19 protein-coding genes are annotated in these 22489 nt (G+C 31.3%); 2 read left to right on the top strand and 17 right to left on the bottom strand.

Going from position 1 to position 22489, the window contains the following annotated elements; genetic code table 11:
- The first annotated feature begins 335 nt into the window (after positions 1 to 335).
- Positions 336 to 5873 (top strand): vacuolating cytotoxin domain-containing protein, encoded by a 5538-nt coding sequence (locus LW133_RS04340; protein ID WP_233077001.1) that lies wholly within the window; start codon positions 336 to 338, stop codon positions 5871 to 5873.
- A gap of 91 nt (positions 5874 to 5964) precedes the next feature.
- Here LW133_RS04340 and LW133_RS04335 read toward each other — a convergent pair whose 3' ends face one another.
- The 11 genes from LW133_RS04335 to LW133_RS04285 all read right to left on the bottom strand — a co-directional run bounded on the left by LW133_RS04335 (position 5965) and on the right by LW133_RS04285 (position 14561).
- Positions 5965 to 6789, bottom strand: a complete 825-nt coding sequence (locus tag LW133_RS04335; protein WP_233077000.1) for a hypothetical protein — start codon at positions 6787 to 6789, stop codon at positions 5965 to 5967.
- 9 nt (positions 6790 to 6798) lie between these two features.
- Positions 6799 to 7866: a hypothetical protein gene (locus LW133_RS04330; RefSeq protein WP_233076999.1), complete on the bottom strand. Its 1068-nt coding sequence runs from the start codon at positions 7864 to 7866 to the stop codon at positions 6799 to 6801.
- Positions 7854 to 8546 carry a 23S rRNA (guanosine(2251)-2'-O)-methyltransferase RlmB gene (gene rlmB / locus LW133_RS04325; RefSeq protein WP_233076998.1) on the bottom strand — a complete coding sequence of 231 codons (693 nt, stop codon included), beginning with the start codon at positions 8544 to 8546 and terminating at the stop codon, positions 7854 to 7856. Before rlmB ends, LW133_RS04330 begins: the two co-directional genes overlap by 13 nt.
- Positions 8543 to 9400 (bottom strand): 16S rRNA (cytidine(1402)-2'-O)-methyltransferase, encoded by an 858-nt coding sequence (gene rsmI / locus LW133_RS04320; RefSeq protein WP_233076997.1) that lies wholly within the window; start codon positions 9398 to 9400, stop codon positions 8543 to 8545. The genes rlmB and rsmI overlap by 4 nt, the downstream gene beginning before the upstream one ends.
- A 5-nt stretch (positions 9401 to 9405) precedes the next feature.
- The gene (rpmE, locus tag LW133_RS04315; protein WP_233036445.1) at positions 9406 to 9609 is read right to left on the bottom strand and encodes a 50S ribosomal protein L31; all 204 of its coding nucleotides are present in this window, start codon (positions 9607 to 9609) and stop codon (positions 9406 to 9408) included.
- Positions 9610 to 9674: 65 nt separating this feature from the next.
- Positions 9675 to 10961, bottom strand: a complete 1287-nt coding sequence (locus LW133_RS04310) for a transglutaminase-like domain-containing protein (RefSeq protein ID WP_233076996.1) — start codon at positions 10959 to 10961, stop codon at positions 9675 to 9677.
- A complete protein-coding gene (locus tag LW133_RS04305) occupies positions 10958 to 12466 on the bottom strand; it encodes an ATP-binding cassette domain-containing protein (RefSeq protein WP_233076995.1) in 1509 nt (502 codons plus the stop codon). Before LW133_RS04305 ends, LW133_RS04310 begins: the two co-directional genes overlap by 4 nt.
- Positions 12467 to 12468: 2 nt before the next feature.
- Positions 12469 to 13485 carry an ABC transporter permease gene (locus LW133_RS04300; RefSeq protein ID WP_408610457.1) on the bottom strand — a complete coding sequence of 339 codons (1017 nt, stop codon included), beginning with the start codon at positions 13483 to 13485 and terminating at the stop codon, positions 12469 to 12471.
- A gap of 35 nt (positions 13486 to 13520) precedes the next feature.
- Positions 13521 to 13775, bottom strand: a complete 255-nt coding sequence (gene rpmA / locus LW133_RS04295) for a 50S ribosomal protein L27 (RefSeq protein WP_233036450.1) — start codon at positions 13773 to 13775, stop codon at positions 13521 to 13523.
- 11 nt (positions 13776 to 13786) lie between these two features.
- Positions 13787 to 14098, bottom strand: coding sequence for a 50S ribosomal protein L21 (rplU, locus tag LW133_RS04290; protein WP_233076993.1), 312 nt, complete (start codon positions 14096 to 14098; stop codon positions 13787 to 13789).
- Between the two features lie 88 nt (positions 14099 to 14186).
- The gene (locus LW133_RS04285; protein ID WP_233076992.1) at positions 14187 to 14561 is read right to left on the bottom strand and encodes a RidA family protein; all 375 of its coding nucleotides are present in this window, start codon (positions 14559 to 14561) and stop codon (positions 14187 to 14189) included.
- A 169-nt stretch (positions 14562 to 14730) separates the two neighbouring features.
- Between LW133_RS04285 and flgL the strand changes: the two genes are divergently transcribed.
- A complete protein-coding gene (gene flgL / locus LW133_RS04280) occupies positions 14731 to 17208 on the top strand; it encodes a flagellar hook-associated protein FlgL (protein WP_233076991.1) in 2478 nt (825 codons plus the stop codon).
- A gap of 46 nt (positions 17209 to 17254) precedes the next feature.
- Here the strand turns inward: flgL and ybeY are convergent, their stop codons facing one another.
- The 6 genes from ybeY to LW133_RS04250 form a co-directional block, all read right to left on the bottom strand.
- Entirely contained in the window at positions 17255 to 17686 is a 432-nt protein-coding gene (ybeY, locus tag LW133_RS04275) for an rRNA maturation RNase YbeY (RefSeq protein WP_233076990.1), read from the bottom strand.
- Positions 17686 to 18450, bottom strand: a complete 765-nt coding sequence (gene dapB / locus LW133_RS04270) for a 4-hydroxy-tetrahydrodipicolinate reductase (protein WP_233076989.1) — start codon at positions 18448 to 18450, stop codon at positions 17686 to 17688. Before dapB ends, ybeY begins: the two co-directional genes overlap by 1 nt.
- Before the next feature lie 14 nt (positions 18451 to 18464).
- Entirely contained in the window at positions 18465 to 19403 is a 939-nt protein-coding gene (gene trxB / locus LW133_RS04265) for a thioredoxin-disulfide reductase (protein WP_233076988.1), read from the bottom strand.
- An 89-nt stretch (positions 19404 to 19492) separates the two neighbouring features.
- Positions 19493 to 19810, bottom strand: coding sequence for a thioredoxin (trxA, locus tag LW133_RS04260; RefSeq protein ID WP_233076987.1), 318 nt, complete (start codon positions 19808 to 19810; stop codon positions 19493 to 19495).
- Positions 19811 to 19868: 58 nt separating this feature from the next.
- Positions 19869 to 20219 (bottom strand): YraN family protein, encoded by a 351-nt coding sequence (locus LW133_RS04255; protein WP_233076986.1) that lies wholly within the window; start codon positions 20217 to 20219, stop codon positions 19869 to 19871.
- Positions 20188 to 22140: a BCCT family transporter gene (locus LW133_RS04250; protein ID WP_233076985.1), complete on the bottom strand. Its 1953-nt coding sequence runs from the start codon at positions 22138 to 22140 to the stop codon at positions 20188 to 20190. Before LW133_RS04250 ends, LW133_RS04255 begins: the two co-directional genes overlap by 32 nt.
- Positions 22141 to 22489 lie beyond the last annotated feature (349 nt).

The following is a 22489-nucleotide window of genomic DNA, read 5'->3' as shown; positions in this document are numbered from 1 at the left end:
GATTAGAAGTTAAGAAACATGGGAGATAAAGATGAGAAATTAAAATAAAAGGCTAAATTTCAAACATCTAAATCATGCTTAATTAAATAATGCTAACAAGATTAAACAATACTGAACTCAAATTATCAATCTTTTCTAAACTTGCATACAATCACTTCTTTACTCCTAATGTAGGACGCCATTAGTTATTAATAATCATCTAAAATCTTAGAAAAATAAGTCGATAGCATAGGATTATAAATACATAAATAGTAAAAAATATTTTTTAGTTTTAAATGATTGGGTAGAATTATAAGAAAATAAATAAAGATAGCAGAAGGTTAAAAAGGCATAAAATGAAAAAAACCACTCCTCTAAGATTTCAAAAAGCTGGCTTTTTTGGTAGCTTGAGTCTTGCTATACTAGGATCACTTACTTCAATCACTGCAAAAGATATTACAAGTGATGTCTATAATCTTTACAATATTACAAATGATAGTTCAGATAATTTTTATATAAGATCTACTCGTACTTATAAGGGTGCAAATGGAAGTTTTACACAAAATTATAAAAATGGAAAATTGATTTTTGGAAATACTATTACTTCAAGTGGTACAGGAGAGATTTGGTTTGGTGGAAATGGTTGGAATAGCGGATCAGTGGGGTATATTACTGCAAATTTTAATGCAAAAGATGCTTATCTTACAGGCACACTTGGTGCTGGAAATGCTTGGAGTACTGGCGGTGGTGCGACTTTTAACTTCAACTTCACAAATGAGGCTACCTTGCAAGATTGGAATATACAATTCAATAAAGCAGGTACACAAAATAGCCATCTCACACTTAGTGCAAATAAAATCACTGCAAAAAATTTTAGTGCAAAAGATTCTACTGGTGGAAGCATAAGTTTTATTGCAAATACCTTTGATTTTCATGCAAAAATTTTGCAAGGAAATACCTTTAAATTTGAAAACAAAGAACCTGCAACAAAACAAAATACAGGCAAAGTAACAATTGACAATCTAAGTATTTCCGGAGGGTATTTTTATGCAAATAAACTTAAAGATACACTAAAAATTAGCACAATCAATGCAAGTAACGCAACTTTCAAAACAAAAGATATAGATATTTATGCACTAGATGCAAATAATAATGCGAGTTACATGGGTGAAACAAATGCCACTACAATTACAGGTAATTGGAATATCATAACAAGTGCAGGCACTACACACAATGAAATCACTTTGCAAAATGTGGATACTTTTAATGCAAAAGGTAGCATCACACTACAAACTTGGGGGGCATATAGCACAAAATTTATTGCTACAAATATACATAACCTCAATTTAGAAAGTATCAATCTCAATCTCTATACAGGTGGAGATACAGGTAGCAATACTTTTGATGTGAGTAATGTAAGTCAAAAAGTAAGTATCAATAACCTTACTGCTACGCGTGGAAATATTTATGCCAATACAGATTTTCATATCACAAACCTTGATATAAAAACTGCTGATTTTAATGCCACTACAGATTTCTATGGCAAACAAGACACTACTTACAATATCACAAATCTTAAGATTTTTGGTGGTTGGGGAGCTACCACTAAAGGGTCTGCAGTTTTCCATGCTGGAAAAACTCTCATAATTAATAACGCCACTATTTCTGATTGGTCTACTCTGGATGCAAGCAAAGTATCTACTACGACAATAGACACCCTAAATTCTTCTTATGCCACAATCAAAGCAGGAGCAAGTCTAGAAGTAAAAAATGCTACTTTTAGCAATACTATAAACTTCCTAGAAGCACAGGGAAATGTAAAAATTGACAATATTGTTTTTGATCAAAAAGCAGAACTTCATGTAAAATCTGGCACAGCACTTCAAGCAGAAAAACTCACAATGCAAAATGGAAGTGCTCTTGTTGCACAAGCAAATAATCCAAATAGTAATTTTTCAGGAGATACCACGATCAAAGAAATTACTATTGATAATTCTAGAATCTATGCCAATAATCTCACTACAGAAAAAATCACCATTAAAAATAATGCAACAATTTGGTTGAAAAATGATAATAGCGGACTTTATAAAAATGATGGGGATTTAAATATTGATGATGGATCAAAACTAATTGTATATGGAAACATGGAAAATACTGGTTCTTTAAATTTTGGTCTAAAACCAAGTAATAGTGAACTTATCTATACCACAGGTTATTTTAAATTTAACATGGATGATTCAGAAGAAACCAAAAAATTTACTATTACAAATATTGTTAATGGAGTAGAAAAAACAGAAGAAGTGGAGCTAAGCACTCCAAAATCAAAAATCAATATTTATACAAGCTCTAAAGATCTTATTACAGGGCAAGTTTATACACTCATCAAGGCTGATGGTGGCATACAATTTCTAAAAGATCAAAAAGTTTATACCAATCTTTCAGAAAGCACAGAATATGGAAAGCTTAGTCAAATTTTTGCGCAAAATATTTATTTTTTTGACAAAGACAATAATAATTCTGCTCTTGATGTTAATTTTGTATCCAATACAAACGATAATATTTTAAGCTTTTCTATCCCTACAACAGGCGTTTATGTCGATAGTTCACCATTTATTAAGCCAGGTATTTGGGGATTTGGTGGTAATGCTGTATTTGGTATCATGAATGGTGCTGGAGGATTAGCACAAGACTATACTCTAAGACTTGAACCAAAAAAATCAGATGAAGAAGCTACAAAAGGTAAGGAAGTAATTTATTATCTCAAAGATTATACCTATCACAATAGTGGTAATACTAAAGCAGTATTTCAAATCGATGCTACGGGTTCTAAATTTATCCTAGGTAAAGATCGCGATACTGCAGGACATACTGGAGAAATTTATATAGGAAATGCATTAGCAAGATCTACAATGCATATTAAAGCTGATGATATTTATCTAGGTGGTAAAATTTTCTTAGGAGATGGCGCACTAATTAGTGGACATCTACTCTTAGAAACTACAAACAAAGATTCAAACTTTGTAGGCTCTAATGATAATGATCATGCCTCTGAAATCCATGTAAGAAATCACTCTAGCCTTATTGTTAAAGCCGATAGCTTTGATTATCAAGGAACAATTTTTCTAAATGGTAATGGTACTGCAAGTGATGAAGTCACCATGAAACTAGATTTAAGCGGTAAGAAAAAAATCACTATCAATGACAAACAATATGATAGCTACATTTACAAGCTTGTTGTACGCGATGCTAAAAAGCTTGGTGATTCAGATCAAAGTGGTGGGATTACTGCCAAAAATTTCTATATTTCTACCTTAGAAGTTAAAAAAGGTAATAATACCTACAATGAATTTTTAACAGATATTGGACAAAGTAAAGTAGATAATCTTATTCTAGAATCTGGCACAAGCACTCAAGACCATGCTGTTTTGGTATTTAAAGATAAAGGGGTATTAGAAGCAGATCATGTAGTATTGGGAAGCTATAGTAAAATTGATGCAAGCAATTTAGAACAATTTAAAATTCTACAAGATTTAAGCATGGATAATGCAGAATTTATTTTTTCAAAAAAATCTCAAGAGATAGATATCAAAAAAATCTTAAAATTTGAAAACTCTACCTTAACAACAGGGCATTTTGACTCTTATGGCTTAAGTATCACCCCTAATGCTTCTTTCTATCAAAGTGCAGATGATAAAGATGGCTATGCAACAATAAAAATTACTGGTGAATACAAGGCAATATCAAGTCTAATTCCGCTTATAAATAATTCTCATATCACTTTTAATAAACTCAATGAACTTCAAGCAGAAGTTCTTAGCATTCAAACAATTGGTGCATATGGAAGCAGCATCAATTTAAAAGAAGTTAAAAAAGCCACTATAAATACTATCAATTTAAAACAAAATACCAGTGCAGATACTGCATACCCTACTTTTGATGCTAGGGGTAGCAAGAATCTAGAATTGACAATAAACAATCTCAATGCAACAAATGCATATTTTTACGCAAATAATAGTGGAAATACAACACTCCATCATACAAATATTACAAATACAGAAGCATATTTCAATAATCTAGCAATAGCACAAAATGGGGTTTTTTCCTATGATTCTTCTAGTAAAATTTCTATCAATGGAAATTTTGATCTCAAAGGAGAGTTGCGATTACAATTACAAAGTCAAAATTTAAATCCTATTGAAGTAACAGGGCATGCTAATATCTATGCAAGCAACAATGTCAATTTCTTAAATATTAATAATATTGCTATGCTAAAAGGTGTGCAGATCAATAAAGAATATAATGTTATAAATGCTACAAACGGTATTAATTTTTATATCGATAATCAAAACACCAATAATCACGATGAAGTTTTTTCACATTTTGGATTCTATCAAGACAATATGCGTGTTGATGATGGAGATACAACATTTTTGGCTGATACTTTTGTAATCACAAAAATCCTTACAAATCACTCTATTGGATTTAAAATTGATACAAAAGATAGTTATAAAATCAATCCTTTTGATAAAGAGAGAATCGAGTATTATTTTTTCAAAAAAGGTGGGGAAGATTGGATTTACTCTCTTGCAAATCTTAGCGAAAATGATATTGCTAACCTAAAAGATTTATATGGCATTATGTCAGGACATGATCCAATACTCCAAAACAATCAAGGAAAGCATGAGGATTTAGCAAAAAAGGAATGGTTGGATATAATTTTCAGTCACAATGCAGACTTACAAGATTTGCAAAATTTAATGATTGATAAAAATAATGCAATCTGGGCAAATGATATTATCATAAAAAATAATCTATCTTATTTTCAAGAAATTATTAAAAAAATCAGAGATGCTAGAGAGCAATTAGGTTCTATTAATTCAAAATCTAGTAGTGCTGATGCAGTAAGATTGGCAACTGACACAAATAGAACGAGTCGTCTTGTCAAACTCTCTAGCACTAAAAATCAAAGTACCTTTGCTAAAGTTATTAAAAAACTAGAAAAACAAGCCTTTGCCGATAATGATCTTGACCTTGATCTTGCAGCACTTTATCAGCAAGCTATTCGCGAAGAATATAAAAATAATATTTGGGCCACAGCAATTGGTGCAGCAAACTTTGCAGATGGTAGAAATGGTACGCTCTATGGTATTAATGTTGGTTATGATCGCTATATCAAAAATGTGATTATAGGAGGCTATGCCGCTTATGCCTATAGTACATACTATGGAGATTTATTACAAAATAATGCCCATAACTTCAACACAGGAATTTATACTCGTATTTTTATTGATCATGGAGAATTTGACCTAAATGCTAGTTTCACGGTAGGTTGGAATAATGAATACATCAACTCAAAAGAAATTGTTACAAGACAACTCAATCAAAACTATGACTATAATAGCTATATTAGTAATGTAAATTTTAATTATGGTTATTTATTTTATTTGCAGGAAAAAAGTTTTGTTTTAAAACCACAAATTGGACTCAGTCATTTTTACATCGCCTCTTCAAAAATCAGAGGAGATATAAAAGAGGTATTTTATAAAGATCTTAATGTATCAGTAAATGCGGACGGGAAACAAGCTTTAGCAATAAATCTGGCTCTTGAATCTAGAAAATATCTTAGTGAAACCTCATATTGGTACATCACAGCTGGAGCATCACAAGATTTTTTTGTTTCTTCAAATACAGCAAAAACTATAGATTTTATTGGTGCAAACACACTTGATTATCACAAAAACAACACAAGAAATCTACGCTTTTTACTTAATGTAGGTGGTGAATTTGAAGTATACAAGCAAACCTTTATTAATCTTGGATTAGGTTCTAAAGTTGGGGTTTTTTATAAAGATCTGGGAATTAGTGCTAATGTTGGGGTGAGATATATTTTCTAACCCCAACGTAGGTTTGTATCCAACCTCTAAGCCTTCTCACTTTCCTCAAAGCTAAAAGAATTGATTTTTTAATCTTATTTCTTAATAAAAACTAGAATCCTGAAAAAATTACCTTGATTCCATTTTTAATATTAATAGGGTTTTGTGCATCTGAAATTAAAATAAAACGCACATCTTTTAAAACATTAAAAGCAATATTTGTCATTACCTCTTCTTTTTTTAAAATATCAATAATGTGGAGATTTTTGTCAAAAAATATAATTTTTGGCTTCCAATCTATACTATTTGCAGTGATATTCATATTTCCAGAAATTTCAAAAATTTGCAACCAATACTCCCCACTCACCTCTTTAAGATCTAAACTATCGCCAATTTCAATACTTTTAGCATTGGTAATTTTAGAATCAAGAATATCTACATCATACTCCCATGCCTGCATATTAATTCGTTTAACTTTATTAAAAATAAAGCCTCTTTTGTTCATTTCTTCAATCACAATCAAAGGGTCAATCATATATTCACTTGTAAAACTAAAAATGATCTTAGAAATATTATTTTCATACTCTGCTTTTTTAACCTCAAAATAAGAGTATCCCATCGAAGCTAGGGCATTATTTACACTGCGCAACAAAAAAATTGGACTAGTGTGCGACGAAAAAACAATACTTACATCCTTAGGAGAATTAAATTTTAAACTCATTAGACCATTATTTTTAAGAGTTTCCAAAACCTTCTTGTTATCTAAAACTCCATCTCTAAAAAAGATCTGTTGTTGAGAAAAAAGTTTCTCTATGAAATTTTTATTAATCTTAAAAACTTCATCACCTACAAAATTGCGCACTCTATCAAATAAAAAATCATTTGTAAAACAATTTTGAACAAGCACTATAGCGACAAAAAAAATTCTAAGAATCAAAGAATCTCCTTATTCCTCTCTATGATCTTCTTGTTCTTCTCTACGATCTTCTTCTGTGTTTTTATCTTCTATAGTATTCTCCTCTATATTTTCTTCTTTTTTATTTTCCTCCAAGTTTTCTAAACTACTCTCCTCTTTTTCTTCTTTTATTCCCCCTATACTCTTTTCTTCTTTTTTTTCTATTTTTTTCTCTTCTGAAGTTTCAAACTTCTTTTTAGTAACATTAACTAATTTTGCATAATCTGCATAGCGAATAAAACTAATCTGGCCATTCTCGCAAATAAATCGAATAGAATCGCCTCCTTCATAATCTTTAATCGTGTTTCCATAGCGCATCTTAAAAGATCTATGTCCAAAAACAATAATTGATTTTTGCTGAGGAATCTCAAGACGATAAGGTTCTTTAATGATTCTATCCTGCTTAACATTGGTTTCAAGATTCCACACTTGAAACCAAATCTCTCTTTTTGGCTCGATCATCATTACTCCATCTTCCAAAGAGTTGTAGATACTTTCAGGTTGTTTAGAAGGTGTTGGGGTCACCTTATTTTGCGTGGTTTCTTTTTGATTTGTATTTAATTTTGCATACAATCCCGTCTCTGTAGTTGTGTTAGTGGACATTTCTACAACATTTGTATTATCACCCGTACTTTCATAATCTCCATAAGATACCTTTTCAAACCCAACAAAAAAAACATAAAATAATATCATCAATACTAAAATCACGCTAAGCAATAAAATCCAAATTTTTGAAAGTCCAAAGTTTTTATGATTTTTTCTACGCCTATCGTATTTTTGTTTTTGTGTATCTAGCTCTAATTCCCTAATCTTATAAGTAGAATTTAAAGCGCCATTACTAGTACTATGCTCTAGCATATAAGCATCATATTCTGCTAACCATTGACTTAAATCTACTTGATACTCTCTCTCCAAAATTGGCAAAAACCCCATAACCCAGACTCTTTGTATGCTATCAAAACGCTTTTCTAAAATATTTTCAATCATTCCCATGGATATTTTTGTATCCTGATTGATTTTTTTTGCTCCAATTTCTTTTAGTTTGTCTAATACTTCCATGCTTGTATCCTATCAATTAAAATACCGGCTGCAACCCCAACATTAAGAGAATTAAAACTCCGTTGCATTTTTATTGACAATATTCTATCAAGTTTTGACAAAATATTTGAACTTAAGCCCTGATTTTCACTCCCCAAAAACAATGCCCATTTTTCCTGCCCTTCTTCTATTATCCTTACATCTTCCCCATTCATGTCTGCACCATAAAAAAATATTTTTTCGTTTTTTAATTCATTGATTACATCTAAAACATTTTCTACCACACAAAATGGCAAATGTAAAATTGCTCCCACACTCGTTCGCAAAACTCCTTCAATATTAAATTGTTTAATCCCGCATAAAATTACCCCTTCTATTCCAAGGCAATATGCACTACGCATAATACTTCCAATATTTCCAACATCTGTAATTCCGCATAAAACTAACAACTTTTTATTTTTTTTAACAAGCTTAAAAGAGGTTTCTTCTAAAGGTTTGATTTTCAAAAAATACCCTTGGTGATTCCCATTTTTTGATAGGGCTTGGGCTTTTTTATTATCAATTTTTACAATAGGTTTTTTAAGCCTCGCAAAAGCATGAAATGTATTTTTATCCATCTCTTTAGAAAAATAAACTTCCTGAACAATTTCTGGCATCTGTTGGATAATGTAATAAGTAGTTTGTTTCCCAAAAACAATCATTCTTTTCCTTCTCTTACCATGTTTTGATAGATCTTTTTAGTATCTTCATTTGTAATTTTTGCAATCAATTTTGCCTTAATTTTGGGTGGTAGGGGGAGAGAAGTAATATCACTAAGATTTAAAACTCCTTGCGGTGGTTTTATAGGATTGAGCACCAAAACCCATTCCCCTTGAATATTTTGATTCGGCAAAATCCTAGCAACCTCCCTAGCACTTCCCTTGAAGTATTTTTGATTAAGCTTACTCATCTCTTTAACTGCAAAAACTTCACATTCTTCATCAACTACACAAATATCTAACAAAGATTCTAAAATTCTATGCGGACTTTCATAAAAAATCAAACTAAGCTTTTTTTCCACATTTGCGCAATAGTTAAAAAAAGATTCCAAAACCTTTCTTCTTGTTTGCTGTTTATGTGGCAAAAATCCACCAAATATAAACCCATCATCAATCACCCCACTCAAACAATATGCCAAAATACAAGCATTACTACCTGGCAAAACATCATAAGGAATTTGATTTTCTTGAGCATATCGTACTAATAAAGCTCCTGGATCATTTATACATGGCATACCAGCATCACTTAAAAATACTACATTCTGCTGAAAAAAATCTTTTTTTACCTTCTCTAAAAATTCTTCTTGATTATGAGAATGAAAAGGGAAAAATCTTTTTTCTTCAAAAATTTGTGGAAAATTCTGCACTATAATGGGATTTTTAGAAAGCAAAGAAATAAGTTTTTTAGTTATGCGTGTATCTTCGCACAACACAATTTCACTTCTTGCCAACGCATCAAGCATCCTAAGAGAAACATCATAGAGATTCCCAATAGGGGTTGGCAACAAAGTAATCACGAAATTTATTTCATGTTATATTTTTGCTTAAATCTCTCTACTCTACCTGTAGCATCTGCAATCTTATCACTACCAGTATAAAAAGGATGACAAAAGCTAGAAATATCAATTCTCAACTCACTTTTAGTACTCATTACTTCGATTTCCTTACCGCTAGTAACGCAAGTAACCTTACATGGAACATATTGAGGATGAATGCCTTTTTTCATCGTTTAACCTTTCAAATAAAATTTTTCGCTGATTCTATCATCTTATTGCTTTATTTTTTATTAATCTATGGAATAAAGTCAATTTTTTGTTCGATTTCTGTTTGAATTTCTTGAATAGGAATCTCATAAGTTTGATACATCATTAAAGGCTGATAACCTGTATAAAAAAATATATGTGACACAGGGAGTTTTCCACTAAAAATTCCCCAAGTACTATCAATTGGTATCCATTTATCTTGAAAATATACAAGATTCCAAGCATGATATTCAAATTTTTGCTTCACAGGATTAAAACCCACTCCTGTTACAAAAATACTAGGCACACTAATACTTTGCATAATATCATTATAAAGCTGTGCATAATGCTCACAAACCCCGCGTTTAAGTGATAATATTTGTTCACTATTCATATGCTTACTCACCAAAGTTTCATCATATTTCAAAGTATTATACACCCATTGTCCAATCGCCACATAAAAAGGAATATTAGGATTTTTTGCGATAATTTTTTCTGCAAGTTTTTTTAAGGTTTTATTTTCTTTTTCTTGCAAATATCGCTCTGGTTTTAAATGTTTGTAAGAATTAGCGCTATAAATAGAATTTGTGATTCTAGCATTTAATTCTGCCAAAAATCCCTGTGTCCTCTCACCATTAAATAAAAAAGAAGTATTATTGATATTTTGAATAATTTGAGTATTTTTTCTATTTGTACTCAACTCCATTTTTTTAACTTTAATATCACCATCTTTAAAATATTTCGGTAGTAATACATTAATACTTTCAATGCTCTGGTTTGTATAGATTCGATTTTTAATATTAATATTCCAATTTGCTTCTTTAAGGCTTAGCCAAAAATACTCCATCAAAGGTTTTTTATCAAGCAGTCCTTCAAAAATATATTGCTCTCCTTTTTTATAAAACAAAGGATTTTGGGAGAATATTTCCCAATTTTTATCCACTTCCACAATGACTTTTGCATTAACTTTCTTTCGCAAATTAGGCAAGGCAATAGGCTGGATTTGTAAAAATTTTTGCTTATTTAGAGTTTTATAAGAAATATTAATTTCTAAAACTTCATTTTTTTTTACATCAAAAATTGTAAAAAACACGCGATTATTTTTAAGATAGACTTTATAAAATTTTTTCTTAACACTAAATTGCAGGGGATGGATTTGTTGTGTATCAACGACAGGAAAATTCCATTGAAATTGTTTGGAATTATATGTTGATTTTAAAAAAATCGTATTTTTAACATTTTTCTGCACATTTCCTAAAATTATATGAGAATTTAGACTAACAATCTCATAAGAAAATGCCACAGCAAATGCAAGAAAAAATAAAAGCTTTTTCATAATCTTTTTTCTAAAAACGATTGGATATATAAATCATTAGATTTAAAAAAATTTTCTTTTTTTCCATAGAATACAACATCTCCATGCCTTAGCATCATTACACGATCACAAAAACTCTCTACAATATCCAAATCATGGGTAAGCATAATATATGAAGTTTTATACTCTTTTTGCATATCTAAAAGCAATTCCAAAATCTTTTTTTGTGTATTTTTATCTAATGCTGAAGTAGGTTCATCTAAAATCAATACCCTAGGTCGCACAAGCAAAACTCTTGCGATTGCTATTCTTTGATTTTGTCCTCCACTTAATTCATGAGGATACATAGATAACACTCTATTATCCAACCCCACTTCATTCAAAAGTTCCTCATAATCTCGTTTAAAATTAGAAAGTTGAGTAGCTTCTTTTAAAATCTCTACAATCCTCCATCTAGGATTTAACGATGCATAGGGATTTTGCAATACAATCTGCACTTTCTTATAAAACTCCACTCCACGCAATACTTTGCCTTGAAACTTTTTTAATCCACTAGATTCTAAAAGCTCCATAATCCCCAATGCAAAACTTGTTTTTCCACTACCTGATTCCCCAATAATCCCAATATTTTCATTTTCATACAATAAAAAATCCAAAGGTTTCAGCAAGGTTTTATTTTTTTGTGAAAAAAAACTATTTTTTTTCACAAAAACACTAAAATTTTGCAAACTCAAAAGTTCTTTTTCATGAACTACTAATTGTTTCTTTGGCAATTGCAATGCCTCAAGCAAAGTTTTTGTATAAGAATGCTTTGGCAATTGAAAAAGTAAAGATGTTTCTTGAAACTCCAATATTTTCCCCTCCTGCATCACACAAATTTTAGAAACATAATGCTTTACTATATTCAAATCATGTGTAATCAACAAAGTAGTAATATTTTTTTTTCGGCATTCTTGGAATAAAAAATCTAAAATCTGTTTTTGAACGCTAGGATCTAGTGCTGTGGTCGGCTCATCAAGAATCAAAAACTTTGGCTCTTTAAGCAAGTTCATCACAACCAACACCCTTTGATTCTGCCCCCCACTTAATTCATGAGGATAGCGCTCACAAACCTCAAAATCTAAATTTGCAGATTCTAAATGAAATTGAATTTGTTTTTCTCTTTCTTTAACTGTGAGTTTTGGAAATGCTAAAGAAAGACTTTCATGTAACTGGGCACCAATTTTATGTAATGGATTTAATGCATTTAAGGGATTTTGTGGTATATAGCCAAGATCTTTTTGTCGCATTATCCTTAATTCTTTTTCATGCATTTTTAAAAGATTAGAATCTTCTAAAAAAATCTCTCCAGAAACCTTACAATCCATAAAAGTATGCAAGCCAAGAATAATACTTGAAAGTAAACTTTTGCCACTTCCAGATTCTCCAACTAAGCCAATATGCTGACCTTTTTCTATACAAAAATTAATATCATGCAAACAAAATCCACCAATAATTTTTGCATTTAATTTATTAATCTTTAGCATTTTTACCTACTTTTAGCATGAAAAGCATCTCTTACCCCCTCACCTATAAAAACCAAAACCCCAAGAAGTAAAGATGTAGCAAAAAAACCTACAATCGCCAAAAAAGGATCGGAGATATTATTTTTTCCTTGTTGTAATAACTCCCCTAATGATGCACTCCCCACAGGCATGCCAAATCCCAAAAAATCTAGACTCACAAGTGTTGCAATACTTCCAGATGCAATAAAAGGGATATAAGTAATTGTTGCTACCATCGCATTTGGCAATAAATGCTTAAATATAATTTGAAAATCTCTAGCTCCTAGTACACGTGCAATTTTAATATACTCCATATTTCTATTGCGTAAAAATTCCGCACGCACCACACCAACCAAACTCATCCAACTAAACAAAAGTACAATAGCTAAAATCCACCAAAAACTTGGTGCTACAAAACTTGACAAAATAATAATCAAAAATAAAAGTGGCACACCACTCCAAATCTCTACAAAACGCTGCCCTAAAAGATCGATTTTTCCACCATAAAATCCTTGTAGTGCCCCTACACTAACCCCTATTACAACACTAAAAAAAGATAGTAAGATACCAAACCAAAGAGAAATTCTATAAGCATAAAGCAATCTTGCCAAAACATCTCTTGCTTGATCATCTACACCTAAAAGATGATTCTTACTCCATATTACAGGTGCAGGAGTTTCCAAATCTTCTATAATTGTATCGTAGCTATAGGGGATTAAAGGCCACACTATAAATGCATCTTTTAACAAAGAAAGAACTTCAGGATCTTTATATCTTGCTTCAGTCTCAAAATCCCCACCAAAAACTTTTTCAGAATACTTAATAAATATAGGAAAATAAAATTTAGAATCTTTTGCAATAAATATAGGCTTATCATTAGCTATAAAATTTGCAAAACTAGAGATCACAAGCAAAAAGATAAAAATCCATAAAGAATAGTAAGCACGTCTATTATTTTTAAAAATCCGCCATCTTCTTGCCAATAAACTCTGCATTTTCAAAACCCCCTAAAGCCTAAAACCTTAGGGGAAAAATATTACGCTGGAATAATAGAAACTTTTTTTCTATCTTTTGTTTTTTGTTGGAATTTTACAATCCCATCAACCAAAGCAAAAATAGTATGATCCTTGCCCATACCTACATTTTCACCTGGATGTACTTTTGTTCCTCTTTGTCTTACAATAATATTCCCTGCACGAACGAATTGAGAACCAAACTTTTTTACACCTAAGCGTCTACCTGCAGAATCTCTATTATTCTGGGTACTACCCTGACCTTTCTTGTGTGCCATATCTTAACTCCTTAACCTACTATCTTTAGAATACGAACTCTAGTGAAATCTCGTCTAAAGCCTCTTTTTGTCTTACTATCTTTTCTTCTTCTTTTTTTGAAAGTAATAACTTTCTTTCCTCTACCCTCATTAATTACTTCTGCTTCAATTTTAGCACCCTTTACAAAAGGTGCTCCTATTTTTATGTCACTATCAGAACAAATCATCAAGATTTCTTCAAAAGTAATTTTTGACTTTGGCTCAAGGCTCATTTTATCAAGAAGAACAATACTGTTTTCTTGGACCTTGTATTGTTTGCCTCCATTCTTAAATACCGCATACATAAGCTTTTCCTTAGAAATAAGTTAAATTTGCGACGCAAAAAGCGTAACAATTTTTAATTATACCATAAAATGTATTACAAAGTACCAATTAGTCAATTTTTGCAATACATTCAATCTCAACTAATGCATTTTTTGGCAATGTTTTTACTGCGATTGTGCTACGTGCTGGCTTATGGCTACCAAAAAATTCTGCATAAACTTCATTAAATGCAGCAAAATCTTCCATATTTGCTAAAAAAACTGTAGTCTTAATTACATTTGCAGAATGCGTATTTGCTGCCCTAAAAACAGCATCTAAATTTTTTAAAACTTGTTTGGTTTGCGTCTTAATATCACCATCTACAAAATTCCCTTCTGCATCTAATGGAATCTGTCCTGATGTGTAAAGCATATTATCACTAACAATTGCTTGAGAATAAGGTCCTATTGCCTGAGGCGCTTGTTGTGTTGCTATAATTTTCATCTCAATACTCCTTGTTTTTTAATAAAGAATTATTATACAACAAAGCTTCATTTTTTTTCAAAATACTTTAATTTTGTCGATATTTCATAACAAGTTTCCAAGATTATAAAAGATAAATTTTTGGAACTATTTTTGCTTATTAAATATTAAAATTTTTGAGGTTTGGATTATGAGAGTTACTTTTGGCACAAAATACAACCAAATGAATTATCATCAAAATGTCTTACAGAATAAACTCAATGATGCAAACAATAAAATTGCCTCTGGCTTAAAAATCAAATATGGTTATCAAGATAGTAGTGTTTATAACCAGGATCTAAAACTTGATTACGATTCAACAACATTAGCACAAGGGATTGATACTGCAAAGATTGCACAAAACAAAACACTTAATACAGACAAAACACTTGCAGAAATATCAAACACTCTGACGCAATTTAAAAATAAAATGTTACAAGCTGCAAACAACGGGCACTCTGAAACCTCAAGAAGAGCTATAGCGCTTGATTTAAAAGCAATGAAAAATCATATCATTAATATAGCAAATACCTCTATTGGCGGGCAATATATTTTCGGTGGAAGTAAAGTTGATAGACCTCCTTTTGATAGTAGTGGCAAATACCATGGAAATAACGAAATACTCTCCACTCTTGTAAGTTCCAATAATCTTGTTCCTTATAATATTACAGGGGAACAATTATTTTTAGGAACAGATTCTGATAAAAACCGTATCATTACAACAAATATTAAACTACTAAACCAAAGAAAACTCCATCCAAATATCATGGATGCGATTGATAAAGCAAAAAATCCCGAGGAAACTTATATTACCGAGAATGATTTTTTAAGAGATTTAATAGGTGATAATGATGACAATCCTGCAAATGATGGAAAAGAGTTTTTTTATTTACGCGGTGTGGGACCAAATGGAAAAGCATTTAAAACAAAATTTGCACTAGAAAAAGGTTATGTAAACTCAAATAATGCTACAAAAGTGGAAGATTTGCTTATAAAAATCGGGGAAGCATATGGAAATACTTCTCAAAATAAAGTTGTTGATGTGAGTTTAAGTAGCTGGGGGCAAATACAAATAAAAGATCTAAATCCAGGGAGTTCTAGTATACAGTTCCACATGATCTCCAGCAATAAAGATGTTGATGATATCAATGAACTTTATACAGAAGGTACTAGAATTACAACATTTAGCAAAAGTCCATTTTTAGCTCAAAAAACACTAGATACCATAGAAACCTCTCAAAATATTTATCAAAAATGGAAAACTGACTTACCCACACCTTTTATTACAAAAGATAATCTTGCAGCAGACAAGCAAACTGCTCTAAAAGATATTTTTGATCCTAGTGTTTCCTATATTACATTAAAAAATCTTGCATCTGAAGAAGAAAAAGAACACAGAATTGACATTGCAGGAAAAGATATTAGTGATTTGATGCGTCTAGTCAAGGAGTTTTATGGATCTAATATCAGCATGGAAATTACAAATGGCAAAGTAAGTTTTGTAGATTATGAAGCTAAGAAAAATAATTCTCCCTCTTCATTTTCTCTAGCTATAAGTTCTTATAATGAAGAAGGACAAAAAGTCAAGGGGATAGCGGCTAACTATGAAGCAGAATACGATGGTACTTCTTTTGAAAATCAAGGTTCAAAACTTATCGGAAATGTCTCACAAACCCTGCCTTTTCTCAATGGCCTTGCCTCAAATAGCACAAAATTATCAGAAGTAAGTAATAGTGATTTAAATGGGCAGCTTTTTAATCTACAAGTATTAGATATTAACAAACATCCTGTAAATGCACAAATTTCTTTGGGTGAAAAATCCTATTTGATTTTGCCAAATAAAAATCCTCAAGCAGAACCCTATAAAATTCCACTCTATAATCCTGAATCGGATCCAAATCCAAGCATTACAAAAGCAAATAATGTAACGTATAGACAACTTATGGACGCAATGGAAATTGCACTAAGCTATAGTAATCAAGATTCTAAAACACTAGAACTTGCCTCCCAAGAGCCTATTAGCCAAGAAGGAAAGAATGCTTATGAAACTTTAGTACAAAAAGCACATGGTAGCGTAGAGGTTAATTTTGATGAGCAAAGCAGGATTAATGTTCAAGACAAAACTACATCAAGAACAAATATGCAAGTTATTTTTTCTAATAGTTTAAGCAATGATTTCTCTCTCAATGGTATCAAGAATGCGACAGGACTTATTACGCTAAATGCAAATAATGCTCTAACAATTGATCAGCCAAAAGTAAATTTCTTTGAACAAGTTGATGCAATGATTAATGCAGTCGATAAAGATATCTATCGCCCCGGCCATACAGATCAATATAACCCTGATATGAGAAATATAGGAATCCAAAATGGTATCACAGCATTAGATCATTTAATTGACCATATAGAAAAAATGATTATCCTTAATGGAACACATGGAAAAACTTTTGAAAATATTATTCAAAGAAATGAAATGCTAAAAACCCAAGTAGATACTATAAAAGGTGAAAATATAGGTATTGATATTGCAGAAACATATAATAAATTTGCAAATCTTAACAACAACTACAACGCAGTCTTGTCATCCACAAACAAGATTAACCAGATGTCTTTGGTTAACTACCTCTAATCTTCTTCTAAAAAGAAGTTATAACTTAACTTTTATCAATATCTTATCATTCCATAGTGCGAACAATCAAACTAGAAGGAAGCCTAAAATATTCCACCCATTTTTTCTCTGCTTCTCTATGCTCCCCCTGATCTTTTTCGTGATCATATCCCTGTAAATGCAAAATGCCATGAATAAAAAGTAGTGCAACCTCTTCTTCCAGTGTATGCCCATATTTGATTGCCATTTTCTCTGCAATAGGAATACATATCACAATACTTCCTAGTAAAAAATCAATAACCCCCATATCATCTAAAGGGAAGCTCAAAACATCTGTGGGTTTATTTTGATTACGATACAATCTATTAATTTCTTGAATAGTTTTTTCATCTACAAAAAGAAGCTCAATATTTTTTTGTTGCCCTACAACCAAAGCAATTTTTTCTAGTTTTTCTAAATTTGAAAGTTTTACTAAAGTCTGATTGTCAATATCTAACATTAAAATTGCATCATGTCTTGCATGTGATAAAGATTATTTTTTTGTCTAACAAGCCAGATACTTGCATCAACAGCACCCTTTGCAAAGGTTAAGCGTGAAGTGGCATTATGTGTAAATTCAAGATATTCACCATCTGCATAAAACCCAACTGTATGACGTCCTACAACATCGCCACCTCTAAGACTAATTACACCAATTTCATCTTTTGTTCTTGCACCAATATTTCCATCTCTACCACTAACACGCACTTTAGATAGATCCAGATTTCTAGACTTTGCACAAGTTTCTGCAAGAGTAAGTGCGGTACCACTTGGTGCGTCTTTTTTATTATGATGATGAATTTCACAAATTTCGATATCTGATTCCTTAAAATTTATTGCAACTTTTTTGAGAACTGCATTTAAAATTGCAACCCCCTTAGACATATTTGTTGCATAAAGAACGGGGGTTTTTTTAGCCAGTTCCTCCATCAAACTAAACACCTCTGATTGCAAACCTGTCGTACCACATACAAGAGGCAATGGAGAAACTAACAAATGATTTAAAAGTTGTTGTGTTGCTTCGGGTAAAGAAAAATCAATAATTACATCACATGCTTTGATAAATTCTTGATAATCATTTGTAACCAAACAACCAGATGGTAATGCCACATCAATTTTATTTCTCACAAATACTGTGCTTAATTTACATTCTTGATGCTGACTTAAAATTTCAACCAACAACCTTCCAATTCTACCATTTGCGCCAAAAACCCCTACTTTCAAGTCTCAATTCCTTTTTATTTATGAGAATCTAAATAAGCTATAGCTTGCAATGCTGCAGTAGCACCATCTCCTGCAGCACATACTACCTGCTTAGGAGCTTGAATTCTCAAATCTCCCGCAGCAAATAATCCAGCTACATTAGTTTTCATTGAAAGGTCCACTACAATGCTTCCAAACTCATCTACCTCACAAAGCATACTACCATCTTCTTGTTTTAACACCTGATTATTTACTTCATAGCCCACAAAAATAAATATACCGGGAACATCTAATTGACGTGTCTCTCCTGTTTCAATATTTTTAACCATCACGCCAGTAACTCCCATATTATCTCCCAAAATTTCATCTACAACATAAGGAGTAAGGAATTCAATTTTTTCATTATTCTTTGCATGCTCGACAGTTACAGGTGCTGCCCTAAAAGTATCTCTTCTATGAATCAAATAAACTTTTTTACACATTTTAGTAAGATAGATTGCTTCTTCCAATGCAGTATCACCACCACCTAAAACCACAACTTCTTTATTTTTATAAAAAAATCCATCACAAGTTGCACAAGTACTTACACCTTTACCCCAGAATACATCCTCACCCTTAATTCCTGTTTTTTTAGGACGACCACCAGTAGCTAAAATTACACTTTTTGCTTGCATTTCCTTACCATCATTTTGCTTAATCACAAAATAATTATCTTTTTTTTCTATACGCTCCACCTGCGTCATTTCGTGTTTTAATCCAAAACGAAAGCATTGCTCTTGCCAAGGTTGCATAAAATCTAATCCGCTTAATATTTCCTTAACACCGGGATAATTTTCAATTTCACTACTTCCTGTAATTTGTCCACCAGGCATACCTTTTTCAAACAAAACTACATTCTTTACACCACCACGAGTAGCGTATAACCCTGCGGAAAGTCCAGCTGGACCACCACCAATAATTGCTAAATCTATCATAATAATTCCTTTTTAATAATTCTTACACATAATGGTATTACGGAAATACTAATCATTAGCCACTTAAAAAATGGCTAATTTACTCTCACTTATGCAATCGCATCAATCTTTTTCATGATTTCTTGTTTTGAAGTTGCACCCACCATTTGATCAACCACTTGACCATCTTTCATAAATAAAATTGTAGGAATACTTCTAATACCAAATTTCGCAGACAACTCATCTTGCTCATCTGTATTTACCTTACAAATTGCAGCTTTTCCTTCATATTCATTAGCTAGCTCATCAATCACAGGTGCAAGCATTCTACAAGGTCCACACCAAGGTGCCCAAAAATCTACTACTGCGATTCCTTCTTTTGTAACAGAATCAAAATTCTCTGAAGTTAATTCAATATATTGTCCCATAATTTACTCCTTAATTTTTAATCTCTTGGATTAAAAAAATTATACATAATTTTTTTAATCAAAAAGTAATATTCTCTATAAATGAAATCGAACCGTCTTCGATACAAATCGCATCAATACAATAAGGTAAATCTAATGAGTTTAATAAAATATAATACTTGATTGTTTTTAGAATTCTCTCTATTTTTTTAGCAGTAATTGCATAAATAGGATTAAAATTTACACCGCTTTTCACTTCAACAAAATGCACGATATTATCTTTTAAAGCAATAATGTCTATCTCCCCATATTTAGAAAAAAAGTTATATTCAATAATCTCAAACCCCCTCTGCCTTAAAAAATCTCCTGCCTTTTTTTCTGCTATTATGCCTTTTTCCCTACTCATTATATTCCTTGATAAGAATCTCATTTTTCTCATCAATCAAACTCAAATATAACTCATATTGCTTCAAAATATCTACAATTACTTCCTCTTTCGTCATATACTGAATATCATATCCCATTCTACTATCACCAAAAAATGTAATTGGTTCAAAAACATATTTTTTTGAAAGATTGGGAAGTTTTTCATCTTCTAGTAATACATCTGACACACGCCTCTTAACAACTTCTACACCATATAAAAAATCCCTTGCCAAAGCTTTTTCCACAATAAGCGCAATGGTAATTTTTTTATCATTTTTCTCTTGAATATAAGCCACAAGACCCTGCTGCACAAAAGAATCTTTTATCTCCTCCATAGCTGGTCTTATTACTTTTTCTATAAAATTCTTCATATCTCCAATTTGCGGTTGCTTGAGTATTTGTTGCAATCTTTTTTTCCAATGCATTCCTGACCAATAAATACTAGATTCTGTAAACCCTTGACTAAAATATCTCTCATCAACAATCAACCCCCTCAATAAACTAAAACATGCCAATACCAAAAATAAAGCAAAAGGCAATGCTGCAATCATCATTGCATTTAAAATTGCATCCAATCCTCCAGAATAAAGCAAACCACTTGCCAATAAAATTAACACTCCTCCCCAAAGTATGCTCTGCCATTTATACTCTTTTTGCTTCCCACAACTTGCCAAAGAATTTAAAACAAAGATACCACTATCTGCTGATGTAATAAAGAAAAGTACGAGAACAATCAGTGCAATAATAGTGCTAAGCGTAGAAAAGGGGAAATGATCCAAAAATACAAATATTAACTTCTCTGGCTGCACTCCTGTACTCAAAGGAATATCTAAGTCTAAAGCACTATTTCCAAAAACGCTAAACCAAAGAATATTAAAAGTAGTAGGCACAAGTAAAACGCCAAAAATAAATTCCCTAATTGTTCGACCTCTTGATATTTTTGCAATAAAAAATCCAACAAATGGCGCCCAGCTTATCCACCAAGCCCAATAAAAAATCGTCCAAGATTTAAACCAATCTAAATAACCCTCTTGATAAACATAGGTATTAAAACTTAAACTAACTAAATTAGATAGATAATTACCAATATTTGCAGTAAAACTTGCCAATAAATGATTAGTATCTCCATTAAACAACACAAAAAGCATTAAACATAATGCCAAAAGCAAATTTAATTCACTTAAAAATTTTAAGCCTTTTTTCAAACCACTAATTGCAGATATTGTAGATAAAACAACAACGCAAATAATAATAATTTCTTGTTGTACAAACCCACTTTCATTTAGCCAACCAATTTTTATTAATCCAGCATTAAGTTGAGAGGCACTAAAACCAAGAGTGGTACTAATTCCAAAAATTGTGACAATAAGAGCAAGAACATCAATCAAATGCCCCCAAAAGCCAAAAATCTTTTCTTTTAAAAAAGGATAAAACGCACTACGTAGACTTAGTGGTGCGTTATATCTAAAACCAAAATACGCCATTGCAAGTGCAGTAACACCATAAATAGACCAAGGGTGCACACCCCAATGAAAAAGCGAATGGAGAATTGCCTCCTGTTTATCTGCCTCAAGCTTAAATTTATGTATCAAAGGCTCACTTACACCAAAATACATTAACCCAACACCCATACCAGTGGCAAATAACATAGAAAGCCAAGAAACAAAAGAAAAAGCTGGTCGCTCATTTTGAGAACCTAGCTTTATATCCCCAAACTTTGAAAGCGCTAGGAGCACCATAAAACCAACAAAAAAACTTACACCTAAAACATAAAACCAAGAAAAACGCGCAAAAGTAAAATCTTTAATCTTTTGCAAAAACAAATTTGTAGCCTCAGGATAACTAATTCCCGCTAAAGCCAAAATTACAATCAATAAAATACTAGGAAAAAAAACTGCTGGTAAAAAACTACTTGGAATTTTCATTTACAACCCTCTTTATTTTTATTTTAATATAAGTAAAAAAAATTAATAAGTCCGCATCTTTAAAGATCCAATATTTTGAAATAAAACAAAACAATAGATCCCTAATATTTTGAAGGCTAATTAATATTTTTTTTAAAAAAATAAAATTGCTTTAGTAATATTTTATCAGTTTCAGGTAAAAAATATATTGCAGAATCTAAATGATAGAGTTTTGAATAAAGTTTTATACAAAATAGAATTAAAAAGAAAAAAACAAAAAGATGGATAAAGTTCTATGATTTTTAATATTTTAAGTAATGTAATACAAAACAAACAAGGCATTAATACAAATTAAAGATATTTTAAAAAT

It is taken from the genome of Helicobacter anatolicus (genome assembly GCF_021300615.1).
GTDB classification, from domain to species: domain Bacteria; phylum Campylobacterota; class Campylobacteria; order Campylobacterales; family Helicobacteraceae; genus Helicobacter_H; species Helicobacter_H anatolicus.
The sequence above is the reverse complement of the archived record's forward strand: the minus strand, read 5'-3'. Positions and strand labels throughout refer to the sequence as shown.

Excerpts from the sequence above, each read along its gene's own strand:
- LW133_RS04340 (WP_233077001.1), top strand. The coding sequence starts at position 336 with ATGAAAAAAACCACTCCTCTAAGATTTCAAAAAGCTGGCTTTTTTGGT.
- LW133_RS04330 (WP_233076999.1), bottom strand. The coding sequence starts at position 7,866 with ATGGAAGTATTAGACAAACTAAAAGAAATTGGAGCAAAAAAAATCAAT.
- rlmB (WP_233076998.1), bottom strand. The coding sequence starts at position 8,546 with ATGATTGTTTTTGGGAAACAAACTACTTATTACATTATCCAACAGATG.
- rpmE (WP_233036445.1), bottom strand. The coding sequence starts at position 9,609 with ATGAAAAAAGGCATTCATCCTCAATATGTTCCATGTAAGGTTACTTGC.
- LW133_RS04310 (WP_233076996.1), bottom strand. The coding sequence starts at position 10,961 with ATGAAAAAGCTTTTATTTTTTCTTGCATTTGCTGTGGCATTTTCTTAT.
- LW133_RS04305 (WP_233076995.1), bottom strand. The coding sequence starts at position 12,466 with ATGCTAAAGATTAATAAATTAAATGCAAAAATTATTGGTGGATTTTGT.
- rpmA (WP_233036450.1), bottom strand. The coding sequence starts at position 13,775 with ATGGCACACAAGAAAGGTCAGGGTAGTACCCAGAATAATAGAGATTCT.
- rplU (WP_233076993.1), bottom strand. The coding sequence starts at position 14,098 with ATGTATGCGGTATTTAAGAATGGAGGCAAACAATACAAGGTCCAAGAA.
- LW133_RS04285 (WP_233076992.1), bottom strand. The coding sequence starts at position 14,561 with ATGAAAATTATAGCAACACAACAAGCGCCTCAGGCAATAGGACCTTAT.
- flgL (WP_233076991.1), top strand. The coding sequence starts at position 14,731 with ATGAGAGTTACTTTTGGCACAAAATACAACCAAATGAATTATCATCAA.
- ybeY (WP_233076990.1), bottom strand. The coding sequence starts at position 17,686 with ATGTTAGATATTGACAATCAGACTTTAGTAAAACTTTCAAATTTAGAA.
- trxB (WP_233076988.1), bottom strand. The coding sequence starts at position 19,403 with ATGATAGATTTAGCAATTATTGGTGGTGGTCCAGCTGGACTTTCCGCA.
- trxA (WP_233076987.1), bottom strand. The coding sequence starts at position 19,810 with ATGGGACAATATATTGAATTAACTTCAGAGAATTTTGATTCTGTTACA.
- LW133_RS04255 (WP_233076986.1), bottom strand. The coding sequence starts at position 20,219 with ATGAGATTCTTATCAAGGAATATAATGAGTAGGGAAAAAGGCATAATA.
- LW133_RS04250 (WP_233076985.1), bottom strand. The coding sequence starts at position 22,140 with ATGAAAATTCCAAGTAGTTTTTTACCAGCAGTTTTTTTTCCTAGTATT.